This window comes from Paenibacillus sp., from assembly GCF_035645195.1.
GTDB lineage: Bacteria > Bacillota > Bacilli > Paenibacillales > YIM-B00363 > Paenibacillus_AE.
This window is the reverse complement of the sequence record NZ_DASQNA010000008.1, coordinates 236,924-259,716: the sequence shown is the minus strand read 5'-3', so window position 1 is coordinate 259,716 and position 22,793 is coordinate 236,924. Positions and strand designations below refer to the sequence as shown.

Here is a 22,793-nt window from a genome sequence, read left to right as displayed (position 1 = left end):
CCCAGCGAGAAATGCGGCTGCCCCGGAGATGCATCCCCGAGGCAGACCTGCGCGTTTATTTTCCGAGCGACGCCTTGTAAGCGTCAAGCTGCTTTTGGTATTCGGCGATCACTTTGTCGATGCCGGCCGCCTTCAGCTTGTCGAGCGCCGCGTCGATATGGCCTTCGTACGGCACGACGCCGTCGTAGATCGGCATAATGTCGGAGGTGTACACGGCCTGCACGTTCGCCATTTCCGCCTTCACCGCGCTCGGGTCGAAGAAGAAGTCCGCGGCGTAGAACGTCTCTGCGTTCGGATCCGCTTCGTACAGCGCCTTCTGCGCGCCGAGCAGCTTCGGGCTGAACCGGATGAAGTTCAGGTTGCCGATCATCCATTCGTCCTGCGCGTACAGCACCGCGTTGTCCGGGCCGAGGATGTACTCGAGGCCGCGGTCGCCGACTTTCGTGTACGTCTTGCCTTCGATGCCGTACATGAACAAGTCGTAGTTTTCCTGATTCGCGTACAGCCAGTTGAGGAATTTGACCGCCGCTTCCGGATGCTGGCTGCCGGCCGCGACGACGTTGACGTTCTTCGCGTTGAACATCCGGTAATGCGGTTTCTCCGGATTCAGGCGCTGCAGCGTGAAATCTTCGTCCTTCATGTCCGGGTACGTCTTCTTCATTTCGTCGGCGTTGTTCGGCGTGCCGAAGAGGAACGTATAATTGCCGCTAATAATTTGCTTGTCGAGCTGCTCCTGCTTCACGACGAGAATGTCCGGGTTCGTCAGCTTTTTCTCGTACGCCGTGCGGAAGAACGCCGCGTCGCGCTTGAATTCTTCCGTCTCCGCCCAGTTCTTCACGACGCCGTCGTTCCCGATGTAGGCGATTTTGTCTTTCACCGCGAACGGATAGGAATCGTACGCTCGATGCAGCACGTCGCTCGGGTCGCGCAAGCCGCCGCGAATCGGCAAATACGGCTTGGTCGCGCTGTCGACGACATTCATGACCTTCTCCATGCTTTCGAGCATCTCTTCCTGCGTTTTCGGCACGTCGGCGATGCCCGCTTTGTTTAAAAGTATGCGGTTCGCGGTGAAGGAACCGTCGACCGCAGGCTCGTACCAGTACGCCGGAATCGCGTACGTCTTGCCGTCTTTGCGGACGCCGCTCCAGACGGAATCCGGAATCGCTTTCTTCAAATTCGGGCCGTACTGCTCGATTTCTTGCGTAATATCTTTCACGGCGCCGCGGCCGATATAGTTCGCGAGCGAGATCCAATCGTTCATGACGTGGAACATGTCCATGTCGTCTTCCGTGGACAGCTTCAGATTAATTTTCTGCTCCCACGCGCCCCAGTCGATATACTCTTTCTCGATCTGTACGTTGACGCCGTCCGCGAGCAGCTTCGCGTTGACCGCTTCTTTGACCGCCTGCCATTCCTTCGGCTCCGAGCCCGGCAGCACGTATTTCAGCGTCACGGCCTGTTCCGTCTTCGCTCCGCCTTCGGACGCGCCGCCCGAAGGGGTCGAAGAACCGCCCTCGCCGGCGCTGGAGCCGCCGCTTCCCCCGCCGCTGCACGCCGACGCGGCGCTTGCTACGATCAGAGCCAAACCTGTAAGCATGACCGACCTTTTTTTCATCTTGACCCTCTCCTTACGCTTATTTTCTATATAACCTCTCACGAGGATTATAGCAATGCCGCGATTACCCTTTGACCGATCCGACGACGAGCCCTTTCACGAAGTAACGCTGCAAATACGGATACAGGAACACGATCGGCCCGACGGTGACGATGACCGTCGCCATCTTCGACGATTCCGCCGGCGGCGTGTACTGACCCGTGTTCGCCCCGTTCGGAATCATGCTTAGCATTTCGATATTGGAGCGAATTTTAAACAGCACGTATTGAAGCGGATACAAATCTTTGTTGTCGACGAGCATGATCGCGTTAAACCAGTCGTTCCAGTACGCCAGCGCGTAGAAGAGCATGACCGTGGCCAGCACCGGCACCGACAGCGGCAAATAAATTTGGAACGCGATGCGCATGTCGTTGGCGCCGTCGATATACGCGGATTCCCGCAGCGCTCCCGGCAGCGCGTCCATGAAGTTGCGCACAAGAAACATATTGAACGCGTTGAACATCAGGTTCGGCACGATCAGCGCGAATACGTTGTCCGTGAAGCCGAGCTTGTGGCAGATGATATACCACGGCACGATCCCGCCGCTGAACAGCATCGTAACGAAAAAGTACAGGTTCAAATGGTTCCGGTATTTCACGTTCGGATTCGACAGCGTGTACGCCGCCATCGTCGTAATGACGACCGCCGCGAGCGAGCCGGCCGCCGTGACGAAGATCGTCACGCCGTAGCTGCGCAGCAGCACGTCGGCGCTGTTGTACAGCGTCCGATACGCTTCCAAGGAGAACCGTTCGGGGAACAAGCTGTACCCGTTGCGGATCAGCGCGCTCTCGTCGGTGATCGACACGATGAACGTCAGCGCCATCGGCAGCACGCACAACACCGAGAACAGCAACAGAAACAAGTGAATGCCGGCCGACGCGGCGTCGAAGCGTCTATAAGTTCGCATTAATACAACGCCCCTTCCTTAAACCATCTGCGCGTGACCCAGTTCGCTATGAATACGAGCAGGAAGCCGACGGTCGACTGGAACAGCCCGACGGCCGCCGCGTTGGACGGATCGCCGATTTGGCGCAGCGCGCGGAACACGTACGTGTCGATGACGTCGGTCGTCGGATACAGCACGCCGTTGTCGCCGATGATCGCGTAAATCATGCCGAAATCGCCGTAGAAAATTTTGCCAAGATTCAGCAGCGTCAGGATGGCGATCGTCGGCGCGAGCAGCGGCAGCGTGATGCCGACGATTTTTTGCCAGCGGGAGGCGCCGTCGATGTCCGCCGATTCGTACAGCGAATGGTCGATGCCGGTAATGGCGGCGAGGTAGATGATCGAGCCCATTCCCGCTTCCTTCCAAATTTTCATCCCGACCAATATCCACGGCCACGCGTCCGCCTTCGTGTACCAGTTGACGGGCTCCGCGCCGAGCTTCTCGAGCGCTTGGTTGATAAGGCCGAAGTCCGTCGAGAAGAGGCCGTACATCATGTAGCTGACGATGATCCACGAGAGAAAATTCGGGAAAATCATCGTCGTCTGCGTCAGCTTTTGGAACAGGCGGCTTCGCACCTCGTTGAACAAAATCGCGATCGCCACCGCGAACACCGTGCCGAAGCCGATGAACAGCAGGTTCAGCTTGATCGTGTTCCACATGATGACGGCCGCCTCGCTGCTTTTGAAGAAAAACTCGAAATTGCGGAGACCCACCCACTCGCTGCCCAAGATGCCTTTCCGGTAATTGAATTGCTGGAACGCGATCAGCAGGTACGGGTACGTCATATAGGAGAATACGAACACGTACGCCATCGCGGGCAAAATCAGCAAATAGGAAAAGCGGTTTCTCGAAATCTCGTATAGAAAGCCCTTTCTCGTTTTCAATCGCCTCACCTCTCGTCTGCCTTTCTCGTTCGTCTGCCCTAAGCTTACCCGCGGCATAAGTCCGCCGTAAATTTCGACTATCCGTTCCCCTTTCAATCCGGGGAATTCGGCGCTTATAAAATCCGGTTCTTCTTCTAAAAAGGCGATGCGGACGCGCAAAAAAAAGGCGGCGGAACGCGGATTTTCCGCATTCCGCCGCCCGACTATGCCGGCGCCGGCTCTCCGTTACGTTTTCCGCCCGTGCTCCCGGAATTGGGTCGGGGTGATGCCGAACTTTTTCTTGAACAACGTCGTAAAGTACGGAACGTTGTAGATGCCTACCTTCTCGCCGATTTGCGCGACGGTATCCTGCGTTTCGATTAGCAACGTTTTCGCCCGTTCCATACGGATGTGGGTGACGTATTCGTTGAACGTCGCGCCCGTCACCGACTTGAACAGCTTGCCGAGGTAGCCGGACGACAGGCCCGCCTTCTCCGCGGCCAGCTCGAGCGACAGCGTCGGATCGGCATGCCGCTCTTCGAGAAACCGCTTCACGTCCTCGATCAGCTGTTCGTTCTTGACGGCGGCCGCGTTGTTGCGCGATTCCTCCGCGATCGTCACAATCCGGTTGCAGAAACCGAGCAGCAGCTGCTCCAAGTCGTCCACCGTTTCGACCCGCTGCACGGCGTCGAGATCGCGGTACAGCTCGTTGGGATCGATGCTCCAGACGTCGAGAATCGGTTCGAACTCTCGAATGACCGCGTGCAGCAAAAATGTCGTGTACTGCATCGCTTGTTCGTAATTGGCGCTGGCGATGAAGGCGATCCACGCGGCGACGTCGCCTTCGATCGCCTTCCGGTTGCCGAGCTTGACGTCTTCGAGCAAGCTCTTCTCGAGATTGCCCGGGTATTTCGCCGGCGCGCGATCGGCGTCCGGCGCTTTGGAGGCGTCCAGCACCGAGCCGGGGCCGTAGAAAAACCGGTTGTTCATGTACGAACGGGCGGTTTGATAGGACACATGCACATCGTCCAGCGACGACGTCATGTCCCCGATGCTCGCCGACACGGACAAACCGTAAAATCGGCGAATCGTATCCTGCACTTCGGACAGCACCAAATAGATACGGTCGCCGAGCGCCGCGCGATCCGACTGCAAGATGAACGCCGTCTCGTCATCCTCGGCGGCGACCCGGTCGGCGATGAACGACGCGCTCAGCTGTTCCAGCGCGATGTTGCCAATCGCGAACCGGATGAGGCCGCGGTCGAACGCATTATACTTTTGGCGGAACGCCGCCGCGCCGTCGATGTTCAGCAGCACGACGGCGAAATACGGCCCGCGCAGCCGCTCGCGCCATTCGCGTTCGATTTCGGCCGGCACGGCGTAGTCGGTCCGGTTTCCTTTGATGAGATGCTGCAAATAACTGTTCTTCAGCGCTTGAGACGATCGGCTCAGCGTCGATTTCAGCGTCCGTTCGGACGCTTCGTTATGCTCGAACGCCTCCGACAGCAGCTGATATTCGTCCAGCCGGAGCAGCGAGCGCTTCGCGTCTTCGGATCGGCGTTCGCTGACGCGGTCGACGAGCGTCTTGATCGGGTTGTAAATATTGCCGGTGAGCAGCAGTGACAACGCCGCACCGGCGACGATCAGCGTGAGGCCGATGAGCAGCGTCCAGTTGCGCAACTCGTACAAATTCGAGAGCAGCTGGTCGTACGGCCGCACGCTGACGAAGTACCAGTCGATCGTGTCCGATTTGACGTACGCGACGAGCTGCTTGCGGCCGTCGATGCTTCGCACGAAGCTGCCCTGCGGTTCGCCCGACTCCAGGATGTCCTGCACATAATCTCGATCGCGGAAGTTTTCCATGAAATACGCCGGATTCGAGTGCGACAGCACGACGCCTTCCGAGCTCATGACGAAATTGCTCGCGTCGCGCAGCGAAGCGCCGATGCGGCTCATCGTATTTTGGATATACGATTCTCTTAGGTCCAGCACGATCGCCGATTGCGGCGACTCGCTCAGCGAATGCTCGGGGAAAAACCGGAACGTGAGCAAATGGAGCGGCTCCCGGTTCGCGAGCTCGGCTTTGCGCGGGTAGAAGGCCAAATAGCCGCCTTGGTTGGACCGCTCCTCCGCCTCGAACCGCTGCGGCGGCAGCCCGGCCGTATCGATGTAAGCGCCGTTCTCGAAATTGTAAAGGCTGATGTCCGCGATGAACGGGTAAATGCTCTGCACCGCGGTCAGCAGCAGACTCGCGTTATAATCGATCTGTTTATTGCTTTCCTTCGCGTACATGAACGAGACGATTCGGTTGTCGTTCAGCAATTGGTACGAAATATCGTGAATTTGCGTATACACGACATCGGCCGTATAGCTGACCTGCGACAGCATCTCCCGAGACGAGCGGTCGATTTCCTGCACGGCGCGCGACGAAAAAAGCGCATACAAAATCGCGCATACGACGAACACCGTCACGGTGACGAGCAAGACGTAGGAAAGCACCAGTCTGCGGTACACGCGGTAATGTTTGATCCGATTGAAAATCATATCGCTCCCCCCTGCATCCACCTATCTTACAGGAACATATCCTTCGCAATCAATGCCCATCCGATTCCTCCCGGGGCTGCAGGCGGAGCGGCGCGCGAATAAGCGCCAAAAACCGCTGCCGGTTCTGGCGCTTTCAAATCTTTCTTTAAGCCTCACACATCGACATCGGTTAAACCTTCCAAAATATCGTTCAGGCTGAGCTCCGCGCAGGCCATCGACGTGTCCGCCGCCCCGTAATACATGCGGACGACGTCCCCGTCGACGACGACGCCGCACGAGAACACGACGCCGCCGAAAAACCCGTTCTTCTCGTAATCCGCTTCAGGCTCGAGAATCGGCCGGGCCGACCGCGCGATCACCTTCGTCGGATCGTCCGGATCGAGCAGCGCCGCCCCCATGCAGTAGCGGTGATCCGGCGTCGCCCCGTGGTACAGCTCCAGCCAGCCGCGCTCGGTGCGGAACGGCACGGCGCCGCCGCCGATTCGTCCGCCGTCCCACATGCCGGGACGCAAGCCGAGCAGATGCTTATGGTTGCCCCAGTACAGCAGGTTGTCCGATTCGGCGATCCACATTTCGGGATGCCCGGTGCTCTTCGTCGTGGGGCGGTGCAGCGCGTAATATTTGCCGTTGATCCGCTCCGGGAAGATGAGGACGTCTTTGTTGTCGGGACCGAAAATCATCCCGTGATGCTCGTACGTCTTGAAATCTTTCGTGGACACCATCGCCTCGCCGATGCCGACCGGGGACACGGCGGAGAAATACACGTAGTACGTGTCCCCGATTTGCGTCACGCGCGGATCTTCGATGCCGAACGTCTCGAGACGGTTCGACGGGTAGACGAACGGAGCATCGTCGATCGTGAATCGTCTCCCGTCCGCGCTGCGCGCGATCCGGATGTACGATATCGACGTCAGGTAGGCAAAGCCGACGCTCTGCCGCACGTCCCGGATGACCCGCGGGTCGGAAAAATCGTATCGCTCGTCGTCTCGGCGCAGTTCGACGATGTCGAGCGCGCCGGTGTCCGGGTCGTAGACCGGGGCTTTGACGATGTCCGGGTTTTCGGAAATCGGGCGCTCCGCGACGCGGAGGAGGAGCAGCGTTTCGCCGTTGTACGTCGCCACGCCCGCGTTGAACGCGCCGATCACTTCGAATCCGTCGTGGTACGGCGGCACATCCGACGGGGCGATGATCGGGTTTTCTTCGTATCGGTACACGCGCATTGATTGTAACAGCTCCTTATGATTCGAATCGTAAGAACGGATCGGGGATGGTGATGCGATGCGCTTCCGCGTCGCTGATGCCGGCATACAAATCCGCGGTGCCGTCGGCATGGCGGATCAGTCCGCCGCTGAACACGACGTCGCGCAAGTCGCTGCGCTTCGCCGCGCCCGGGAGGAACCGATCGCGAACGGCGATCAGCTCGATGTCGGAGCAGCTGCCGCGGATCGGGTCCATCGCGAATACCATCGGATAATAATGCCTGTCGCCCGCCGCGTCGAAGCAGGCGATATGTCCGAGACAGCCGACTTTGCCGTTTCTCAGCACATGCGCCTCGTTGACGCCGCCCCATTCTTCATCGGTGAATTGCTCCGGGAAGAGCGGCGCCTCCTCGATCAGCTTAAGCGTCACGTCCTTCAGGCTCGCGGCGCGCGCGAAGCCGATTTTGCCGCGGCCTCCTTTCTTCCCCTGCGGCCGCGTAAAGACGCCGATGCCGCCGTCCGCGAGCTCGACGAGGCGCAAATCCTTCATCCCGTCGGGACCCGTGAAGAACGGCTCCAGCTCCGCGACGGAACCCCCTTGATAAAACACCGTCCGCCAAGCGAGCATGCCTTCCCGCTCCGGATGCGGATAAATTTGTACGCCGCCGAGCACGAGCTTGCGTCCGATTTTCGTATAGAACGGATCCTGCAGCTTCAGCGTCGGCGCGCCTTCGCGCGGCACCCAGACGCCGTCCCGCTCGACGAAGAACACGACCTGCGAATGCTCGCTGTCCCTCGCTTCGACGCGCCCCGCGATAACGAGCTCGCCTTCGTCGAGGAAAGGAGCCGTAATATTATAGACGTCGTTCGCTCCGACCCCTTGGAACGTCAGCTTCGTCGGATTCGACACCTGCGAAGGTTTTTCCAAATATTCGGCGAGCAGCGTACTGCACGTTTTCACGCCGCCTTTGTTCATCGCACTCATCCTTTTTATCCAGTAGTCGTCAACCCTCTGCATCAACAGCGTATGCCGGTCCGGCGCCGGAGTAAATTTCGAGTATCGGCTTTCCTTTCAAAACCGAGCGACGGCGGCCTTGGCGCCTTATAAAAATCGGAGATGCTTTCAAATCCGCGACGAAGCTAAAAAAAATGCTATTTCGCCGAAACAGAGTGAAGGCGCGGTACAGCCTCTTCCCCGTAAGATGAAGTCAAACTTCGATACTTCGATGGGAGGAACGATTGGATGACGCAGCAAACGCTCGACATCGCCGCGCTGACGAGGCAATTTCACGAGGACGGATACTTGGTTTTGAGGAACGTGCTTTCGCCGGAGAAGGTGGAACGGGTCAACGCCGCCGTCGATCGGCTGCTCGAAGCGGAAGAGGAGAGCCTCAGCTACAACATTTATCATTCGGCGGCGAAAGCGCCGGAAATTTTGGACTTGATCGACGAGCCGACGGTGCTTCCCATTATGGTGAACCTGCTCGGCTACAACATTCAGCTGCATATTTCCCATCTGACCGTGCGCAAGCCGAACCCGAACGACGAGAAGACGAATTCGGCCAGCTTCATCAACTGGCATCAGGACGGCCCGCATCCGCAGTTCCCGCAGATCGGCGGCCTGACCTCGTTATATTACGCGAAAGCGTGCTATATTTTGAGCGATATGAGCGAGCCGAACCGCGGCAATACGAAAATTATTCCCGGCAGCCATCGCAAACCCGGCTTCAAGCCCGTGCAGCAAGACGTTAACGTGCCGATCGAAGGGGAAATGCAGGTATGCGGAAAGCCGGGGGACGTGTTTATATTCGGACAAAACCTGTGGCATGCCGGCGCGCCGAATCGGTCGCAGCATACGCGGCGGCAGCTGTTCCTCGGGTATAGCCCGTTATGGATGCGCCCGATCGATTACCATCGGGCGTCCCCGGAGCTGCTCGACGGGGCCGACCCGGTTCGCCGGCAACTGCTCGGCGACATCAGCGCGAACTGCTTCCATTATTACGTGCCCGGCGCCGACATGACGCCGCTGAAGGCGCTGTGGCAGGGCGGAGGCGCAGCGACGAGCGCATACGACAAGGAATGACGCAAGGAACGACGAACTCCCGGAACGGCTCGGGCTGGCGACAGCCCGGACGCGCCGGGAGTTTTTCATTGCCGCCGCTCGCGGTACTGCTTCGGACTTTTGCCGACGTGCTGCCGGAATACGCGGGCGAAATAGTTGGAGTCATTGAAACCGCACTGATGGGCGATGTCGGTGACGGTGACGGAGGTGACGTCGAGCAGCTGCTTCGCCCTTTGCACGCGAAGTTTGTTAATGTACTCGGTGATCGTCTGCCCCGTTTTCTCTTTGAACAGATGACTCAGGTACGCCTCGCTGCAGTAGCTGCCGCTCGCGAGCGCTTTGAGCGTGATCGGGTACATGTAGTTTTCCTTGATATATTCGACCGTGCGGTGCACGATGTAGCTGCGCTTATGCGACTCGGCGACCGTGTCGATGTTCTGCGCGCTCCGCGCCGTCAGCAAAAATTTCTCGTACAGCAGCGCGATGTACTCCGACAGCATGCCGACATGCGCATGCAGCTCCTCCACGTCGAGCGTCAGCGGTTTCGTCGTCGCGCGGTATCGATCTTTCAATTCTTCGGCGTCCAGCCCGTATTTCGCCGCTTGGCGGGTCAGCCGTTCGTCCGCCGCCCGCGGGTCGGAGCAAAACTGCCCGACGCACAAAAACGCGATCAGCCGTCCGTTCCAGCGGATCGGGAAGCGCATTTCTTCTACGCCCATGTAACACGAGCCGTAGAAAGGTTCCTCCGTTCGGGAACACATGCGGCAGAGCACATTTTTGCTTCGCGCGCACGAGCGGAACGCCGCTTCGTTTTTCTTCAAATAATTGCAAAACGGGTTGTTGTGGTACAAATACGGGGCGAAGACGACGGACAATCTTTCGTCCATTTCGCTGATTCCGGCGATGTCATGCAAATTGAGGCCGACGTCGTATCGATCGCAGAGGAAACGCAAATACGCCTCGACGCGATCCGCCGGAGACTGCTTCAGACGGGCTAGACGCTCGTTGACGGTCGCGAAGTTCACTCTCAGCCCCCCTTATCGCGCGAAACCCTTCCTTATCATATTGTAAGGGTTTACAGAGATTTTACTTCATGCCTTCGCTGCGCTTCAACCTGTGTTTCGCGGAACGTTCGGGAGTCGGTACATAATGTTTGCGCAATTGGTTGAAGTTATAAGAAAATCCAACGATGCGAGCGGGGTTACCGATGATGACGAAAGAGCCACTTACATCCGCCGAGATGGGCAAGCTTTGGGCCACCTACATGGGCAACAGCATGGCGGTCTGCGTGTTGCGCTATTATCTTCGCCATGTGGAAGACGAAGACGTGAAGAACATTCTTCAGCGGTCGTACGATCTTGCGACCCGATTCACGCAAACGGTCAAAGACGTCCTGAAGGAAGAAGGGCACCCGGTGCCGTTCGGCTTCTCGGAGCAGGACGTCAATCTCGACGCGCCCCGGCTGTTCGGGGACGAATTTTACCTTCATTATTTAAAGTACGTCGCGAAGGCGGGACTCAGCATTTACGGCATCGCCGTTCCGCTCGTGACCCGCAAAGACCTTCGGGAATTTTACTTTGACGTGCTGCGCTCCACCGCCGAATTGATGATCGACATTAATGCGGCTTTGGAAGATAAAAGCAATCTGTCGAAACCTCCGTTCATTCCGGTTCCGGACCAGGTCGATTTCGCGCGGAGTGAAAGCTACCTCAGCGGTTTCTTGGGGCAAATCCGACCGCTTCAGGCGCTCGAGATCGCCCATTTGCACGACAATTTGGAGAACAACGCCACGAGCCGGACGGTCTTAGTCGGTTTCGCTCAGGTCGCCGAGACGCCGGAAGTCCGAAACTATTTTGTTCGCGGCGGCGAAATCGCGGCAAAGCACTTCGCCATTTTCAGCGACGTCATGTCCAAGGCGCATTTGCCGTCGCCGCCGATCTTGAATCATCTGGTCACCGATTCGACGATCGCGCCGTTCTCGGAAAAGCTGATGATGTTCCACAAGCTCGACATGTTTGCGATGCGCATCCGTTCCTATGCCAATTCGCTGGCGGTCAGTCCGCGGCACGATTTGGCCGCGATGTACGGGAGATTGATTCTCGAAGTCGGCAAGTACGCGGAAGACGGCGCGCGGACGATGATCGATTTCGGCTGGATGGAGCAGCCCCCGCACGCGGCCGATCGCGAAGCGCTCATATCTCGCCAATAACCGCTTGCTTCTCGTTCGCCGCCGGCGCCTGCGCGCGCAAGGTTACGCGGCTTACCGCGGGAGCTTCGTCCGAACTTGCCACGCGTCCGCTTCGACGCGGAACTGAATTTCGCCGTGCTGATCGGTTCGCAGCGCCGGAATGCCGTTGTCGTCGAGCCGCTGCAGGACGGATGGGTGCGGGTGGCCGTAGATGTTGTTCCGCCCGGCGGAAACGACGGCGACCCGCGGCCGCCATGCGTCCAGCCATCGCTGCAATGTCGACGATTTGCTTCCGTGATGCGCCGCCTTCAACACGTCGATGCGCGGGAGAGCGGAGCCGGCGCCGATTTCCGCGGAACGGCCCGACACGATCTCCCGCTCCTCCGCTTCGCCGATATCGCCCGTCAGCAGGAACGTTCGCGAGTACATCGTCGCCAGCAGAACGAGCGATGCTTCGTTCTGCTCCTCTTCGACGCGAAACGGCCCTCGCTCCGTCGGATACACCGCCACCGCCTTCGCCCCTCCGGCTTCGACCGTCATCCCCGCATGCATCGGGATGAGCGGTACGCCCTGCGACAGCGCGGTTCGGTAAAATCGCTCGCTCGCTTCGCCGGATTTAACGGTGCCGTTAAAGAAGATGCGCCGCACGGGGATATGCTCTAGCACCGCTGAAAGCCCGCCGATATGATCGGTGTCCGCATGCGACACGAACAAGGCGTCGATCGACTGTACGCCTCTTCGCTTGAGCAGCGGCACGAGCACGTCCTCGCCTACCTCGAACGGGTCGCTGCGCCGCCTCCACTCTTCGCCCGGCCGCTCGAATCGAATCGTGCCGCCGCCGTCGACGAGCCAATGCGCGCCGGAAGGCGTGCGCAGCAATATCGCATCGCCTTGGCCGACGTCGAGGAACGAGACGTAGCCGGCGCGGTCGAGGGCATCCGGCGCGTACGCGTACGCCAGCAAGCCCGCCAAGGCGGCGGCGCATGCGGCGGCGGCGAAGCGGCCGAAGCCGGGGCGGCGCCGAAGCTCGGGGCTCGTAGCGGCGAGCAGCAGTGCGTAATAAGCTGCGATCCACCACGCCGGCGGCGTCGCCCAGATGGTGGAGGCCGACTCCCAGCCGCTCAGCCGTTCCACCGCCAGAAAGCACAGCGCCGTCAGCTTCTCCGCGAGGTACGCGGCCCATGGGGCGACCGGCGGAGCAACGTACGCGAGCAGCAGCGCGGCCGTGCCGAGCGGCAAGACGGCGAAGCTGAAGGCCGGTACCAGCAGGAAGTTCGCGGGAAACGACAGCCACGAGAAGCCGTTGAAATATGTAATCGTCAACGGGAACGACACGCACTGCGCGACGAGCGTCACGGCGACGGCGGAACGCAGCGGCTGCGGACGGATCGCTCGGAGCAGCTCCATCGCTCGCGGCGTGAAGATGATGAGCCCGGCCGTGACCGCGAACGATAACTGAAAGCTTACATTGTACAAATAATACGGTTCCCACAGCAGCATCAGCAGCGCCGCCGCCGCTAATATGTGGAGTCCGTCCTTCAGCAGCCGTCTACGGGCGGCGTACAGCGCGATTGCCGCCATCAGGCCGGCCCGCACGACCGACGGCGACATGCCGGTAAGAACGACGTATACCGGGACGGCGGCCATCGCGAGCTCGAGCCTGCGCTCGCGCGAGAGCGGCAGCTTGCCGAGCAGCCACAGCAGCGCGCCGACGTAAATCGCGACGTGAAGGCCGGAGATGGCCAAAATATGCGTGAGGCCGATTTGCGAAAACGCCTGAAACTGCTCCGGATCGAGGTCGTCCCTTACGCCGAGCAGCAGCCCCTTCATGAATCCGGCCGTCGGCTCCGTAAACAGCGCCTCAAGCCGTGCTCCCATATGCTCCCGCACCCGGTCGACCCGGTCGAGCGCTTTCGCCGCGAACGCCCCTTCCGCTTCGCCGATCCGCCGCAAAGCGGCCAGCCCGTCCGCCCGGAGCGTCCAGAACGTATGCTGCCGCGCCAAATACAACCGGTAATCGAAGCCCCCGAAGTTCGTCGCGGAGGACGGCAATCTCAGCTCGCCGGCGACCTCTGCCGTCTCTCCCCGACGCAGCGATCGCGCCCGCTCCGCCTCCGCTTCCGTCTCCAGGCGGACGTACACGCGAATTCGCTCCCCGGAAAGCTCCGACTCCCGCGCTTCGATCGTTGCGGCGGCGGCGGCCACATCGAACGCGAGCCGATCGCCGTCGACCTCGGGCTTCGAGACGATGACGCCCGCGATGACCGCCGGCTTCCCTTCTCCGTCCGGGGGCGCGATCGCGGAGACGTTGCTCCGCTCCGCGAGCTCGAATCGGACGACGCCGGCCGCGAAGGCGGCGGCGACCAGCAAGGCGGCGGACGCGGATCGCCGAACGCTGCCTCCTTGCGCCGCGGCGGCCGCAAGGCCCGCAGCGGCGACGCCGGCCGCCGTCCACCCGGGCGCGTACGCCGATGCGGCCGCCATACCGGCCGTCCACGCCACGACCGCCCACAGCAGCGGTCTCCGCCAAATCATCGCGCTCCCCTCCCTTGCACGAAAATACGCCGTTACCCGGAATCGTTCCGGATAACGGCGCATGTGCTTCATGGCCTACTTATGAATTTCTCGAACCTTCATACATTTGCCGAGCTCGCGTCCGCGTCGCCCCCGTCCCGCTCCATCGCGGTGCCGGGCGGCGGCGTGTACGGCTCTAGGCGGCGAAACCGAATACCGAGCTGTTCCATCAGCTTGACGACTTTCTCGGCGTCCTTCGCGTACGGGCGATGGTACACGATTTCCTTCACGCCGCTGTTCGCCAGCATGTTCGCGCATGTCCAACACGGCTGGTCGGTCACATACACCGTCGCGTCTTCCCGGTCGTGGAGGTCCGTAAACAACAGCAGGTTTTGCTCCGCATGAATCGTGCGGACGCAGCGCTGCTTCTTCACGAGCCGCTCCTCGCCGTCGCCGGGGACGAGCTCGTATTCTTCCACCACCATGCAGCCGGCCTCGGTACAGTCCGGCACCCCCATCGGCGCTCCGTTATACGCGGTGCCGAGCAGCTTCTTCCCCTTCACGAGCACGGCGCCGACATGGCGGCGCGAGCATTGCGACCGGGTGGAAGCCATGTAGGCGATGTCGAGAAAGTACGTGTCCCAGTCTTTCCTCATTGCTGGCTGGCGGCGAGCGCCTGATCGAGATCGGCGATAATGTCCTCGATGCCTTCCGTGCCGACCGACAGGCGCACCATGCCCGGCGTGACGCCCGTCGCGGCGAGGTCTTCGCCTTCGAGCTGCGAATGCGTCGTGCTCGCCGGATGAATGATGAGCGACTTCGAATCGCCGACGTTCGCGAGATGCGAGAACAGCTTCACCGAGTTGATCAGCTTCTTGCCCGCCTCGATGCCGCCTTTCACCTCGAACGTCAAAATCGCGCCTTGGCCCTTAGGCATATACTTCTGCGCGAGACGGTACGAAGGATGCGACTCGAGACCGGCGTAATTGACGCTCTCGACCGCAGGGTGGCTCGTCAAATATTTCGCGACCGCAAGGGCGTTGGCGCTATGGCGTTCCATCCGCAGATGCAGCGTCTCCAGCCCTTGCAGCAGCAGGAACGCGTTGAACGGCGCCAGCGCCGCGCCCATGTCGCGCAGCAGCTGCACGCGCGCTTTGATGATGTAAGCGATCGGGCCGACCGCTTCGGTGTACACGACGCCGTGGTAGCTGGGATCCGGCTCCGTCAGCCCCGGGAATTTGCCGCTCGCCTTCCAATCGAACGTGCCGCCGTCGACGATGACGCCGCCGATCGACGTGCCGTGGCCGCCGATAAACTTCGTCGCCGAGTGGACGACGATGTCGGCGCCGTGCTCGATCGGGCGGAGCAAATACGGGCTCGGCAGCGTGTTGTCGACGATGAGCGGAATGCCGTGCTCATGGGCGATGTCCGCGATCGCGCGGATGTCCAGCACGTCGCCGCGCGGGTTGCCCACGGACTCGACGTAGAGCGCTTTCGTCTTGTCGTTGATCGCGCCCCGGAAGTTGCTCGGATCCGTCGGATCGACGAACCGCACCTTGACACCGAGCTTCGGCAGCGTGTGAGCGAACAAGTTGTAGGTGCCGCCGTACAAGCTCGACGCGGATACGATCTCGTCGCCCGCTCCGGCGATATTCAATATCGAATACGTGATCGCGGCTTGTCCGGAAGCGACAGCCAGCGCGGCCGGCGCGCCTTCGAGCGCCGCGATGCGCTTCTCGAACACGTCGGTCGTCGGGTTCATGATGCGGGAATAAATATTGCCGAATTCTTTCAAGGCGAACAAGTTCGCCGCATGCTCCGTGTCGCGGAAGCCGTACGAGGTCGTTTGGTACAGCGGCACGGCGCGGGACATCGTCGTCGGGTCGATTTCCTGACCGGCGTGGACGGCCAGCGTGTCGAGCGACGGTTTGCGTTCGGTAGACAAAACAATCCCTCCCAGGACAAGTTAGCTTACTATCGAGAATTTTCGCACATCGACGATAAGATGAAAAGCATTATTTTCCACTCTCGTCTTCGGCTGCGACCGTGATCGCGGCTTCGATTTTCGCGAAGATGGACGGACCGATGCCTTTGACGTTCAAGAGGTCTTCTTTGCGCCGGAACGGCCCCTCCGCCTCGCGGTAGGCGACGATCGCCGCCGCCTTCGCCGGGCCGATGCCGGGCAGCGCGTCGAGCTGCTCCGCCGTCGCGCGGTTCACGTCGACGAGCCCGCTCGACGCGGCCTCGGCCGGCGCGGCTTCCTTCGCGGGAAGCGACGGCTCGGCCGCGCCGGACGGTGCGGACGAGCCGGGCGGCGCCGACTCCGCGAGCGGCGGCTCCGGCTGCGACTCCGGCTGCGGCTCCGGCGATACGTGGCCTTCCGCTTGCGGCGCCGACTCCGCGCCAGGCCCCCCCGTCGTCGAAGCCGCGGCCCCCGCGCCATCAGCCTCGCCGTCCGGAGGCGCCGCCTCCGGACCGGCCGGCTCCGTCCCCGCTTCCAGCCACGCCGCGATCTCCGCGTTCGCGTCGAGCCATGCCGCTTCCGCGGGCGCCCCTTCCCGGCCGTAGGCGGACGCCAATAAGAAATAAGCGCCTGCCAACGCAAGAACGATTGTCAAACTTTTGTACTGGGCGAACATGGAAAACCACCTCGAAGCAGGCTGTTGCGCATTTCGTCTGCATATAGACGTGCGTACGATTCATATAGTTTACAAATTACGACACATCGCTATCGATTTCGAATCGAAGCGCTCGGCAGAGGAGGAACTTCGATGAACGTCGGGTTTATCGGCACGGGCAGCATGGGCACGATCCTGATCGAATCGTTCATCAAAACGAACGCGCTCAATCCGGAGCAAATCGTCGCGGCGAATCGGACTTTCGCGAAGGCGGAACGGCTCGCGGAAACCCATCCTGGGCTTCGCGCCGTACCGACCAATCGGGAGGTCGCGGACATTTGCGATATCATCTTTTTATGTATAAAGCCGAAGGAGTTCAAATGCGTCATCGACGAAATCCGGCCGTACGTAACTCCGGCTCAAATCGTCGTGTCCATCACAAGCCCCGTTCTGATTCGTCATTTGGAAGATCATATGCCTTGCAAAATCGCTAAAATCATACCGAGCATTACAAATTACGCATGCAGCGGCGCTACGCTTGCGATGTACGGAAGCCGAATGAATGCCGAAGACGTGGAAGCGTTGGAACGGTTGCTGCGTTGCATGTCGAAGCCGCTTGTCGTTTCTGAGGAATATACGCGGGTTTGTTCGGATTTGTCCAGCTGCGGTCCTGCGTTTCTTGCGTTTTTCGTCGAGCAGTTCGTGCAGGCGGCCGTCGCGTATACCGGTCTGCCTCGCGAGGAGGCGACGCGGCTCGCGTCGGAAATGGTGCTCGGCACCGGTCTCTTGCTGACGGAAGGCGGATTCTCTCCCGAATCGCTTCGGGAGAGAGTGACCGTCCCCGGAGGGATTACGGCGGAGGGGCTGCGCATGCTGTCGTTGGACCTCGACGGCACGTTCGAGCGGCTCCTTCGCACGACCCACAAGAAATATAGAGAAGAGTTGGATAAGGTGGAAGGACTGTTCCTGAATCCTCAGTCCTGACCGTTACCCGACGACGATATTGACGAGTTTGCCTTTCACGGCGATGACTTTGCGGATTTGTTTCCCGGTCATCGCCTCTTTGACTTTATCGAGCGACTTGGCGAGCTCTTCGAGCGCCTGCTCGTCGGCGTCCGCCGCGACCTTCGCCCGCTCGACGATTTTGCCGTTGACCTGCACGACGATCTCGACCTCTTCGTCGACCGTCCACGCTTCGTCGTATTCCGGCCACGGCACGTACGAGACAGAGCCCGTTCCGCCGAGCTTTTCCCACAGCTCCTCCGCGATATGCGGCGCGATCGGGGACAGCATTTGGACGAAGTGCTTCATGCCTTCGAGCGGCAGCGTGTCCTGCTTGTACGCTTCGTTGACGAAAATCATCATTTGCGAAATCGCCGTGTTGAAACGAAGCGCCTCGTAATCCTCGGTCAGCTTCTTGATCGTCCGGTGCCAGACGCGCTTGAACGCGTCGGTGCCGCCGTCCGGCTTAATTTTCGGCTGGAGCGTTCCCTCTTCCGTCACGAACAACCGCCATACGCGGTTCAAGAAGCGGTATACGCCTTCGACCCCGTTCGTGTTCCACGGCTTCGTCGCTTCGAGCGGCCCCATGAACATTTCGTACATGCGCAGCGTATCCGCGCCGTAGTTTTTCACGATGTCGTCCGGGTTGATGACGTTGCCGCGCGACTTGCTCATCTTCTCGCCGTTGTCGCCGAGGATCATGCCTTGGTTGACGAGCTTGTGGAACGGCTCCTTCGTCGACACGACGCCGATATCGTACAGCACCTTATGCCAGAAGCGCGCATAGAGCAGGTGAAGCACCGCGTGCTCCGCGCCGCCGATGTACAAGTCTACCGGCAGCCACTGTTCTTGCTTCTCCTTCGAGCAAATCTCTTTGTCGTTATGCGGGTCGATGAACCGGAGATAGTACCAGCAGCTGCCGGCCCACTGCGGCATCGTGTTCGTCTCGCGGCGCGCCTTCATGCCCGTCTCCGGGTCGATCGTGTTCACCCACTCCTCGACGTTCGCGAGCGGCGATTCGCCGGTGCCCGACGGCTTAATCTCGTCCACGTCCGGGAGCAGCAGCGGCAGCTCGGATTCCGGCACCGGCTTCATCGTGCCGTCCTCGAGATGCAGAATCGGAATGGGCTCGCCCCAGTACCGTTGACGGGAGAACAGCCAGTCGCGCAGACGGTACGTGACCTTCTTCTCGCCTTTGCCGTTCTTCGCAAGCCATTCGATCATCCGGTCGATCGCCTCTTCCGTGTTGAGGCCGTTCAGGAAATCGGAATTGACATGCTCCCCGTCGCCCGCGTACGCCTCGACGGATACATCGCCGCCCTTGACTACTTCAAGGATCGGAAGATCGAATTTCTTCGCGAATTCCCAGTCGCGCTGGTCATGGCCCGGCACCGCCATGATCGCGCCCGTGCCGTAGCCGGCGAGCACGTAATCGGCGATCCAGATCGGCACCTTCGCCCCATTCACCGGATTGACCGCGTACGCGCCGGTGAACACGCCGGACTTCTCCTTCGCGAGATCCGTCCGCTCGAGATCGCTCTTGCGAGCCGCGGCTTCGCGGTAAGCGTCGACGACTTGGCGCTGCGCGTCCGTCGCGATCTTGTCCACGAGCTCATGCTCCGGCGCAAGCACGCAGTACGTCGCGCCGAACAGCGTATCCGGGCGCGTCGTAAAGACGACGAGTTGGTCGTCCGTCCCGTCGATCGGGAACCGCACCTCGGCGCCGACCGACTTGCCGATCCAGTTGCGCTGCATTTCCTTGATGCTCTCCGACCAGTCCAGCTCCTCCAAATCTTCGAGCAGACGTTCGGCGTACGCCGTGATGCGAAGCACCCACTGGCGCATCGGCTTGCGGATGACCGGATGGCCGCCGCGCTCGCTCTTGCCGTCGATGACTTCCTCGTTCGCAAGCACGGTGCCGAGCGCCGGACACCAGTTCACCGGCAGCTCCGCCACATACGCGAGCCCGCGCTTATAGAGCTGAATGAAAATCCACTGCGTCCATTTGTAGTAATCCGGATCGGTCGTGCTGAACTCGCGGTCCCAGTCGTAGCTGAAGCCGAGCGACTTGATTTGCCGGCGGAAGTTGTCGATGTTCTTGAACGTAATGTCGCGCGGATGTTTGCCCGTGTTCAGCGCGTGCTGCTCAGCCGGCAGGCCGAACGCGTCCCAGCCCATCGGATGAAGCACGTCGTAGCCGCGCATCCGCTTGTAGCGCGATACGATATCCGTCGCCGTGTAGCCTTCCGGGTGACCGACGTGCAGCCCTTCCCCGGACGGGTACGGGAACATGTCGAGCGCGTAAAACTTCGGTTTGTTCGGGTCCTCCAGCACTTTGAACGTCTTGTGCTCGTCCCAATATTGCTGCCATTTCGGTTCGATCGTTTGCGGCGCGTAACCGCCTCTAGCCGTCTCTGTCATGACCTGCGTCCTCCTACAACTCTTGGAATGCTAAAAAAGCTCCCGCCCCTAGCGAATTCGCTAGGGACGAGAGCCATTCTCCCGTGGTACCACCCTAGTTAACGGCCCGCGGTGCTTCCCGGTCCGTTCCCTCTGCCTCTTAACGCGAGGTGTTCGCCGCGGGTTTGGCCCGCGGTGCTCCAAGGCGAGTTCGCCGTCCATCCGTACCGGCTTTCACCACAAGCGCCGGCTCTCTGCGAAACGGAATATAACGGGTACTGCTCCTTGTCGATGCGCCATCTGTGCATTTTCCCAAATTATACGCAGGAACGGCGCCGAAAGTCAAGAAGGACCGGCCTTCCGAGACGGTTACCGTCCCCGGCTTCTTTCGACGGACGAACCGCTCGCTTTGAGCGCCTGTTCGAACTCCGCCGCCTCCATCGGTTTTCCGTACAAATAGCCCTGAGCGACCGGACAGCCGAGCGATTCGAGCGCCGCGGCCTGCGCTTCCGTTTCGACCCCTTCCGCCACGACGCCGAGCTCGAGATTGTCCGCCATCTCGATAATCGTCTTGACGACGGCTCGGCCCGCCTTTTCCGCCATATCGTCGACGAACGATTTATCGATTTTGATCGTGTCGATCGGCAAACATCGGAGGATGGACAGCGAGGAGTATCCGGTGCCGAAGTCGTCCAGCGAGACGTGCACGCCGAGCGCTTTCAGCCGGTGCAGTACGTCGAAGGACTCCTTTAAGTTTTGCACTACGCTTTCGGTAATTTCGAGCTCTAGCCAATGCGGTTCGAGTCCCGTGTCCGAAAGCGCCTCCGCGACCGAATCGACGAAACGTTCTTGGCGGAATTGCCGCACCGACACGTTAACCGACATTCGGAACGGCGGAAATCCGGCTTCCTGCCATGCTTTCGTTTGCCGGCACGCCTCCCGGATCACCCAGCAGCCGATCCTCTCGATCAAATCCGACTCCTCGGCGATCGGAATGAACGCCATCGGCGGCACGAGGCCGATCCCGGGGCGGCGCCAGCGGATGAGCGCTTCCGCGCCGACGATGCCTCGCGTCGCCATCGCCGCTTTCGGCTGATAAAACAGCGCGAACTCGCCCTTCTCCAGCGCCTCGCGAAGGCTGGCCTCCAACTCCAGCTTCCGCTGCATCGCTTCGCTGAGCTCTCGCGTAAACCATTGGACGTTGTTCTTGCCCTTCTCCTTCGCCAGGTATAAAGCGAAATCGGCATGCTTCAGCAATTCCTCGATCGTCTCGCCGTCTTCCGGATACATGCTCACGCCGATGCTCGGCGTCACCGTCAATTCATGTCCGTCAATGCGGAACGGCCGTTCCAATTGCTTTATGATGGATCGGGCCGCCTCGACGCCGGACGCTCTCGAGGCGCCGGGCAGCAGGAGCGTAAATTCGTCCCCGCCCATCCGCGAGGCGATGCCGGAGTCGCCGGCCCCCTTGCGCAGCCGGTCGGCGAATTCGACCAACACCTTATCGCCGACCAAGTGGCCGTGCGTGTCGTTGATTTTTTTGAAATTGTCCAAGTCCGCCACGAGCACCGCGAACGTGCCGGCGCGTTCCCGGGCGTACCGGATCATCGCCTGCAGCGACCGATGGAAAAACATCCGGTTGCTGATCCCGGTCAACGGATCGCGGTAGACGAGCTCGTTCAGCCGCCTCACCAGCCTGGCGCCTTTTTCCATAATGACGATTTGACGGACGAAGACAAGCAGCACGACGAGCAGCGTCCCGTATTCGAGCGCGTCGATTTCCCCGTTTTGCTCGATCATGGAGATGACCAGCAATATGGCTGCGCTGATGTACGGCAGGACGCTGTATTTGTCGTCGCCCTGTTCGAGCACCTCCGGCCCGAAGCGGTCGGCGCCGCTCGCGCCCGCGCGGATGACGCGCTGCGTGTGCAGCCCCGCCAGTCCCATCATGAACGGAGGCAGCAGCCAGAGCGGATCGATGAAGCTCCCGGTCGCGTAATTGTTCGTCGTCAGCATGTATGTGAGTGCGGTGTCGACCAAAATTTGAACGACGAAGCCGATCAAAATGAGTCCGAGCGCCCTCCTGTCCTCCATAAGCTTAGACAGATAATATAAGCTAATCGTGACGAACAGCAAACATAGATCGAGCGTCGGATACGCGAGAGACATGACGATATATCGAAACGGCAGCTCCGAAGCGCTCAAAATCGGGGCGATCAAAAAATGAACGCTTAACGAAACGGCCGTGCCCATAAAAATGAGGATATCGAAAACGAATCGTACGACGGATCTCGTATACAGCAGGAACCGGTAGATCAACGCCGCCAAAAGCAAGACGTACTCTGTAACCCAAAGATAATCGGTGACGTATGGAAACGGGGTTTCTATGCGGAGGATGAGCTGAGTCCAAAGCAAAATGAACGACGCTGCGATGAACGTCCCCATAGCGAGGCATAACAGCAGCCAAAACAAACTATCCCTCGGTGTTCTCGTTCTCGTCGCGAGAAACGTGCGGTACAAAACGAACAGGCTGATGCCTGCGCCCGTGATGGATAACACATGCGTCCCCCATCGCAAGAACACTTCGTGATCGCGGAAAACCGCAATCCATGTATAGAACAAGGCGATATAGAGAGTGATGGCAAGGTATGCCGGCATGTTCCGGGATTTCATCGATGTGGTGTGCTCCCTTGCTTTCTGGTAAAGGATTGACCGGATGGATGAAGTTGATTATACCAGACCTGACGAGTCGTGTAAGGGCGCGCCGGGATCGATTCGCGCGATTCAAAATACGCGGCGGCCC

General features: G+C 60.1%; 16 protein-coding genes and 1 other annotated feature. Of the genes, 3 read left to right on the top strand and 13 right to left on the bottom strand.

Annotated elements, in window-relative coordinates:
• Positions 1-55: 55 nt before the first annotated feature.
• The 6 genes from VE009_RS04285 to VE009_RS04260 form a co-directional block, all read right to left on the bottom strand.
• Positions 56-1,615: an extracellular solute-binding protein gene (locus VE009_RS04285; RefSeq protein ID WP_325006157.1), complete on the bottom strand. Its 1,560-nt coding sequence runs from the start codon at positions 1,613-1,615 to the stop codon at positions 56-58.
• Positions 1,616-1,679: 64 nt separating this feature from the next.
• Positions 1,680-2,561: a carbohydrate ABC transporter permease gene (locus VE009_RS04280; protein ID WP_325006156.1), complete on the bottom strand. Its 882-nt coding sequence runs from the start codon at positions 2,559-2,561 to the stop codon at positions 1,680-1,682.
• The gene (locus tag VE009_RS04275) at positions 2,561-3,541 is read right to left on the bottom strand and encodes an ABC transporter permease (protein WP_414694771.1); all 981 of its coding nucleotides are present in this window, start codon (positions 3,539-3,541) and stop codon (positions 2,561-2,563) included. Before VE009_RS04275 ends, VE009_RS04280 begins: the two co-directional genes overlap by 1 nt.
• Positions 3,542-3,709: 168 nt before the next feature.
• The gene (locus tag VE009_RS04270; RefSeq protein ID WP_325006154.1) at positions 3,710-6,007 is read right to left on the bottom strand and encodes an AraC family transcriptional regulator; all 2,298 of its coding nucleotides are present in this window, start codon (positions 6,005-6,007) and stop codon (positions 3,710-3,712) included.
• A 152-nt stretch (positions 6,008-6,159) separates the two neighbouring features.
• Positions 6,160-7,227, bottom strand: coding sequence for a glycoside hydrolase family 130 protein (locus VE009_RS04265; RefSeq protein WP_325006153.1), 1,068 nt, complete (start codon positions 7,225-7,227; stop codon positions 6,160-6,162).
• A gap of 16 nt (positions 7,228-7,243) precedes the next feature.
• Complete coding sequence (locus tag VE009_RS04260) at positions 7,244-8,191, bottom strand: DUF1861 family protein (RefSeq protein ID WP_325006152.1); 948 nt, start codon at positions 8,189-8,191, stop codon at positions 7,244-7,246.
• A gap of 258 nt (positions 8,192-8,449) precedes the next feature.
• Between VE009_RS04260 and VE009_RS04255 the strand changes: the two genes are divergently transcribed.
• Positions 8,450-9,289: a phytanoyl-CoA dioxygenase family protein gene (locus tag VE009_RS04255; protein ID WP_325006151.1), complete on the top strand. Its 840-nt coding sequence runs from the start codon at positions 8,450-8,452 to the stop codon at positions 9,287-9,289.
• Between the two features lie 65 nt (positions 9,290-9,354).
• Here the strand turns inward: VE009_RS04255 and VE009_RS04250 are convergent, their stop codons facing one another.
• Positions 9,355-10,293 (bottom strand): helix-turn-helix domain-containing protein, encoded by a 939-nt coding sequence (locus tag VE009_RS04250; protein ID WP_325006150.1) that lies wholly within the window; start codon positions 10,291-10,293, stop codon positions 9,355-9,357.
• A gap of 185 nt (positions 10,294-10,478) precedes the next feature.
• Here VE009_RS04250 and VE009_RS04245 point away from each other — a divergent pair, with 185 nt between their 5' ends.
• Positions 10,479-11,477 carry a DUF3231 family protein gene (locus VE009_RS04245; RefSeq protein WP_325006149.1) on the top strand — a complete coding sequence of 333 codons (999 nt, stop codon included), beginning with the start codon at positions 10,479-10,481 and terminating at the stop codon, positions 11,475-11,477.
• 51 nt (positions 11,478-11,528) lie between these two features.
• Here VE009_RS04245 and VE009_RS04240 read toward each other — a convergent pair whose 3' ends face one another.
• The 4 genes from VE009_RS04240 to VE009_RS04225 form a co-directional block, all read right to left on the bottom strand.
• The gene (locus VE009_RS04240; protein ID WP_325006148.1) at positions 11,529-13,991 is read right to left on the bottom strand and encodes a DNA internalization-related competence protein ComEC/Rec2; all 2,463 of its coding nucleotides are present in this window, start codon (positions 13,989-13,991) and stop codon (positions 11,529-11,531) included.
• A gap of 98 nt (positions 13,992-14,089) precedes the next feature.
• Complete coding sequence (locus tag VE009_RS04235) at positions 14,090-14,626, bottom strand: cytidine/deoxycytidylate deaminase family protein (RefSeq protein WP_325006147.1); 537 nt, start codon at positions 14,624-14,626, stop codon at positions 14,090-14,092.
• Positions 14,623-15,915 carry a homocysteine synthase gene (locus VE009_RS04230; RefSeq protein ID WP_325006146.1) on the bottom strand — a complete coding sequence of 431 codons (1,293 nt, stop codon included), beginning with the start codon at positions 15,913-15,915 and terminating at the stop codon, positions 14,623-14,625. Before VE009_RS04230 ends, VE009_RS04235 begins: the two co-directional genes overlap by 4 nt.
• 70 nt (positions 15,916-15,985) lie before the next feature.
• Entirely contained in the window at positions 15,986-16,609 is a 624-nt protein-coding gene (locus tag VE009_RS04225; RefSeq protein ID WP_325006145.1) for a helix-hairpin-helix domain-containing protein, read from the bottom strand.
• A gap of 132 nt (positions 16,610-16,741) precedes the next feature.
• Between VE009_RS04225 and comER the strand changes: the two genes are divergently transcribed.
• The gene (comER, locus tag VE009_RS04220) at positions 16,742-17,572 is read left to right on the top strand and encodes a late competence protein ComER (protein WP_325006144.1); all 831 of its coding nucleotides are present in this window, start codon (positions 16,742-16,744) and stop codon (positions 17,570-17,572) included.
• Positions 17,573-17,575: 3 nt separating this feature from the next.
• Here the strand turns inward: comER and leuS are convergent, their stop codons facing one another.
• Together leuS and VE009_RS04210 are read right to left on the bottom strand one after the other, a co-directional pair.
• Positions 17,576-20,011, bottom strand: coding sequence for a leucine--tRNA ligase (leuS, locus tag VE009_RS04215; RefSeq protein ID WP_325006143.1), 2,436 nt, complete (start codon positions 20,009-20,011; stop codon positions 17,576-17,578).
• 59 nt (positions 20,012-20,070) lie between these two features.
• Positions 20,071-20,291 (bottom strand) — a binding site (T-box leader).
• 68 nt (positions 20,292-20,359) lie between these two features.
• The gene (locus tag VE009_RS04210; protein ID WP_325006142.1) at positions 20,360-22,663 is read right to left on the bottom strand and encodes a putative bifunctional diguanylate cyclase/phosphodiesterase; all 2,304 of its coding nucleotides are present in this window, start codon (positions 22,661-22,663) and stop codon (positions 20,360-20,362) included.
• Positions 22,664-22,793: the final 130 nt, after the last annotated feature.

What these genes read in the sequence shown, in the direction of transcription:
- comER (WP_325006144.1), top strand. Translation starts at nt 16,742, where the DNA reads ATGAACGTCGGGTTTATCGGCACGGGCAGCATGGGCACGATCCTGATC.
- VE009_RS04210 (WP_325006142.1), bottom strand. Translation starts at nt 22,663, where the DNA reads ATGAAATCCCGGAACATGCCGGCATACCTTGCCATCACTCTCTATATC.
- VE009_RS04275 (WP_414694771.1), bottom strand. Translation starts at nt 3,541, where the DNA reads ATGCCGCGGGTAAGCTTAGGGCAGACGAACGAGAAAGGCAGACGAGAG.
- VE009_RS04235 (WP_325006147.1), bottom strand. Translation starts at nt 14,626, where the DNA reads ATGAGGAAAGACTGGGACACGTACTTTCTCGACATCGCCTACATGGCT.
- VE009_RS04265 (WP_325006153.1), bottom strand. Translation starts at nt 7,227, where the DNA reads ATGCGCGTGTACCGATACGAAGAAAACCCGATCATCGCCCCGTCGGAT.
- VE009_RS04225 (WP_325006145.1), bottom strand. Translation starts at nt 16,609, where the DNA reads ATGTTCGCCCAGTACAAAAGTTTGACAATCGTTCTTGCGTTGGCAGGC.
- VE009_RS04255 (WP_325006151.1), top strand. Translation starts at nt 8,450, where the DNA reads ATGACGCAGCAAACGCTCGACATCGCCGCGCTGACGAGGCAATTTCAC.
- VE009_RS04270 (WP_325006154.1), bottom strand. Translation starts at nt 6,007, where the DNA reads ATGATTTTCAATCGGATCAAACATTACCGCGTGTACCGCAGACTGGTG.
- leuS (WP_325006143.1), bottom strand. Translation starts at nt 20,011, where the DNA reads ATGACAGAGACGGCTAGAGGCGGTTACGCGCCGCAAACGATCGAACCG.
- VE009_RS04285 (WP_325006157.1), bottom strand. Translation starts at nt 1,615, where the DNA reads ATGAAAAAAAGGTCGGTCATGCTTACAGGTTTGGCTCTGATCGTAGCA.
- VE009_RS04280 (WP_325006156.1), bottom strand. Translation starts at nt 2,561, where the DNA reads ATGCGAACTTATAGACGCTTCGACGCCGCGTCGGCCGGCATTCACTTG.
- VE009_RS04240 (WP_325006148.1), bottom strand. Translation starts at nt 13,991, where the DNA reads ATGATTTGGCGGAGACCGCTGCTGTGGGCGGTCGTGGCGTGGACGGCC.
- VE009_RS04260 (WP_325006152.1), bottom strand. Translation starts at nt 8,191, where the DNA reads ATGAGTGCGATGAACAAAGGCGGCGTGAAAACGTGCAGTACGCTGCTC.
- VE009_RS04245 (WP_325006149.1), top strand. Translation starts at nt 10,479, where the DNA reads ATGACGAAAGAGCCACTTACATCCGCCGAGATGGGCAAGCTTTGGGCC.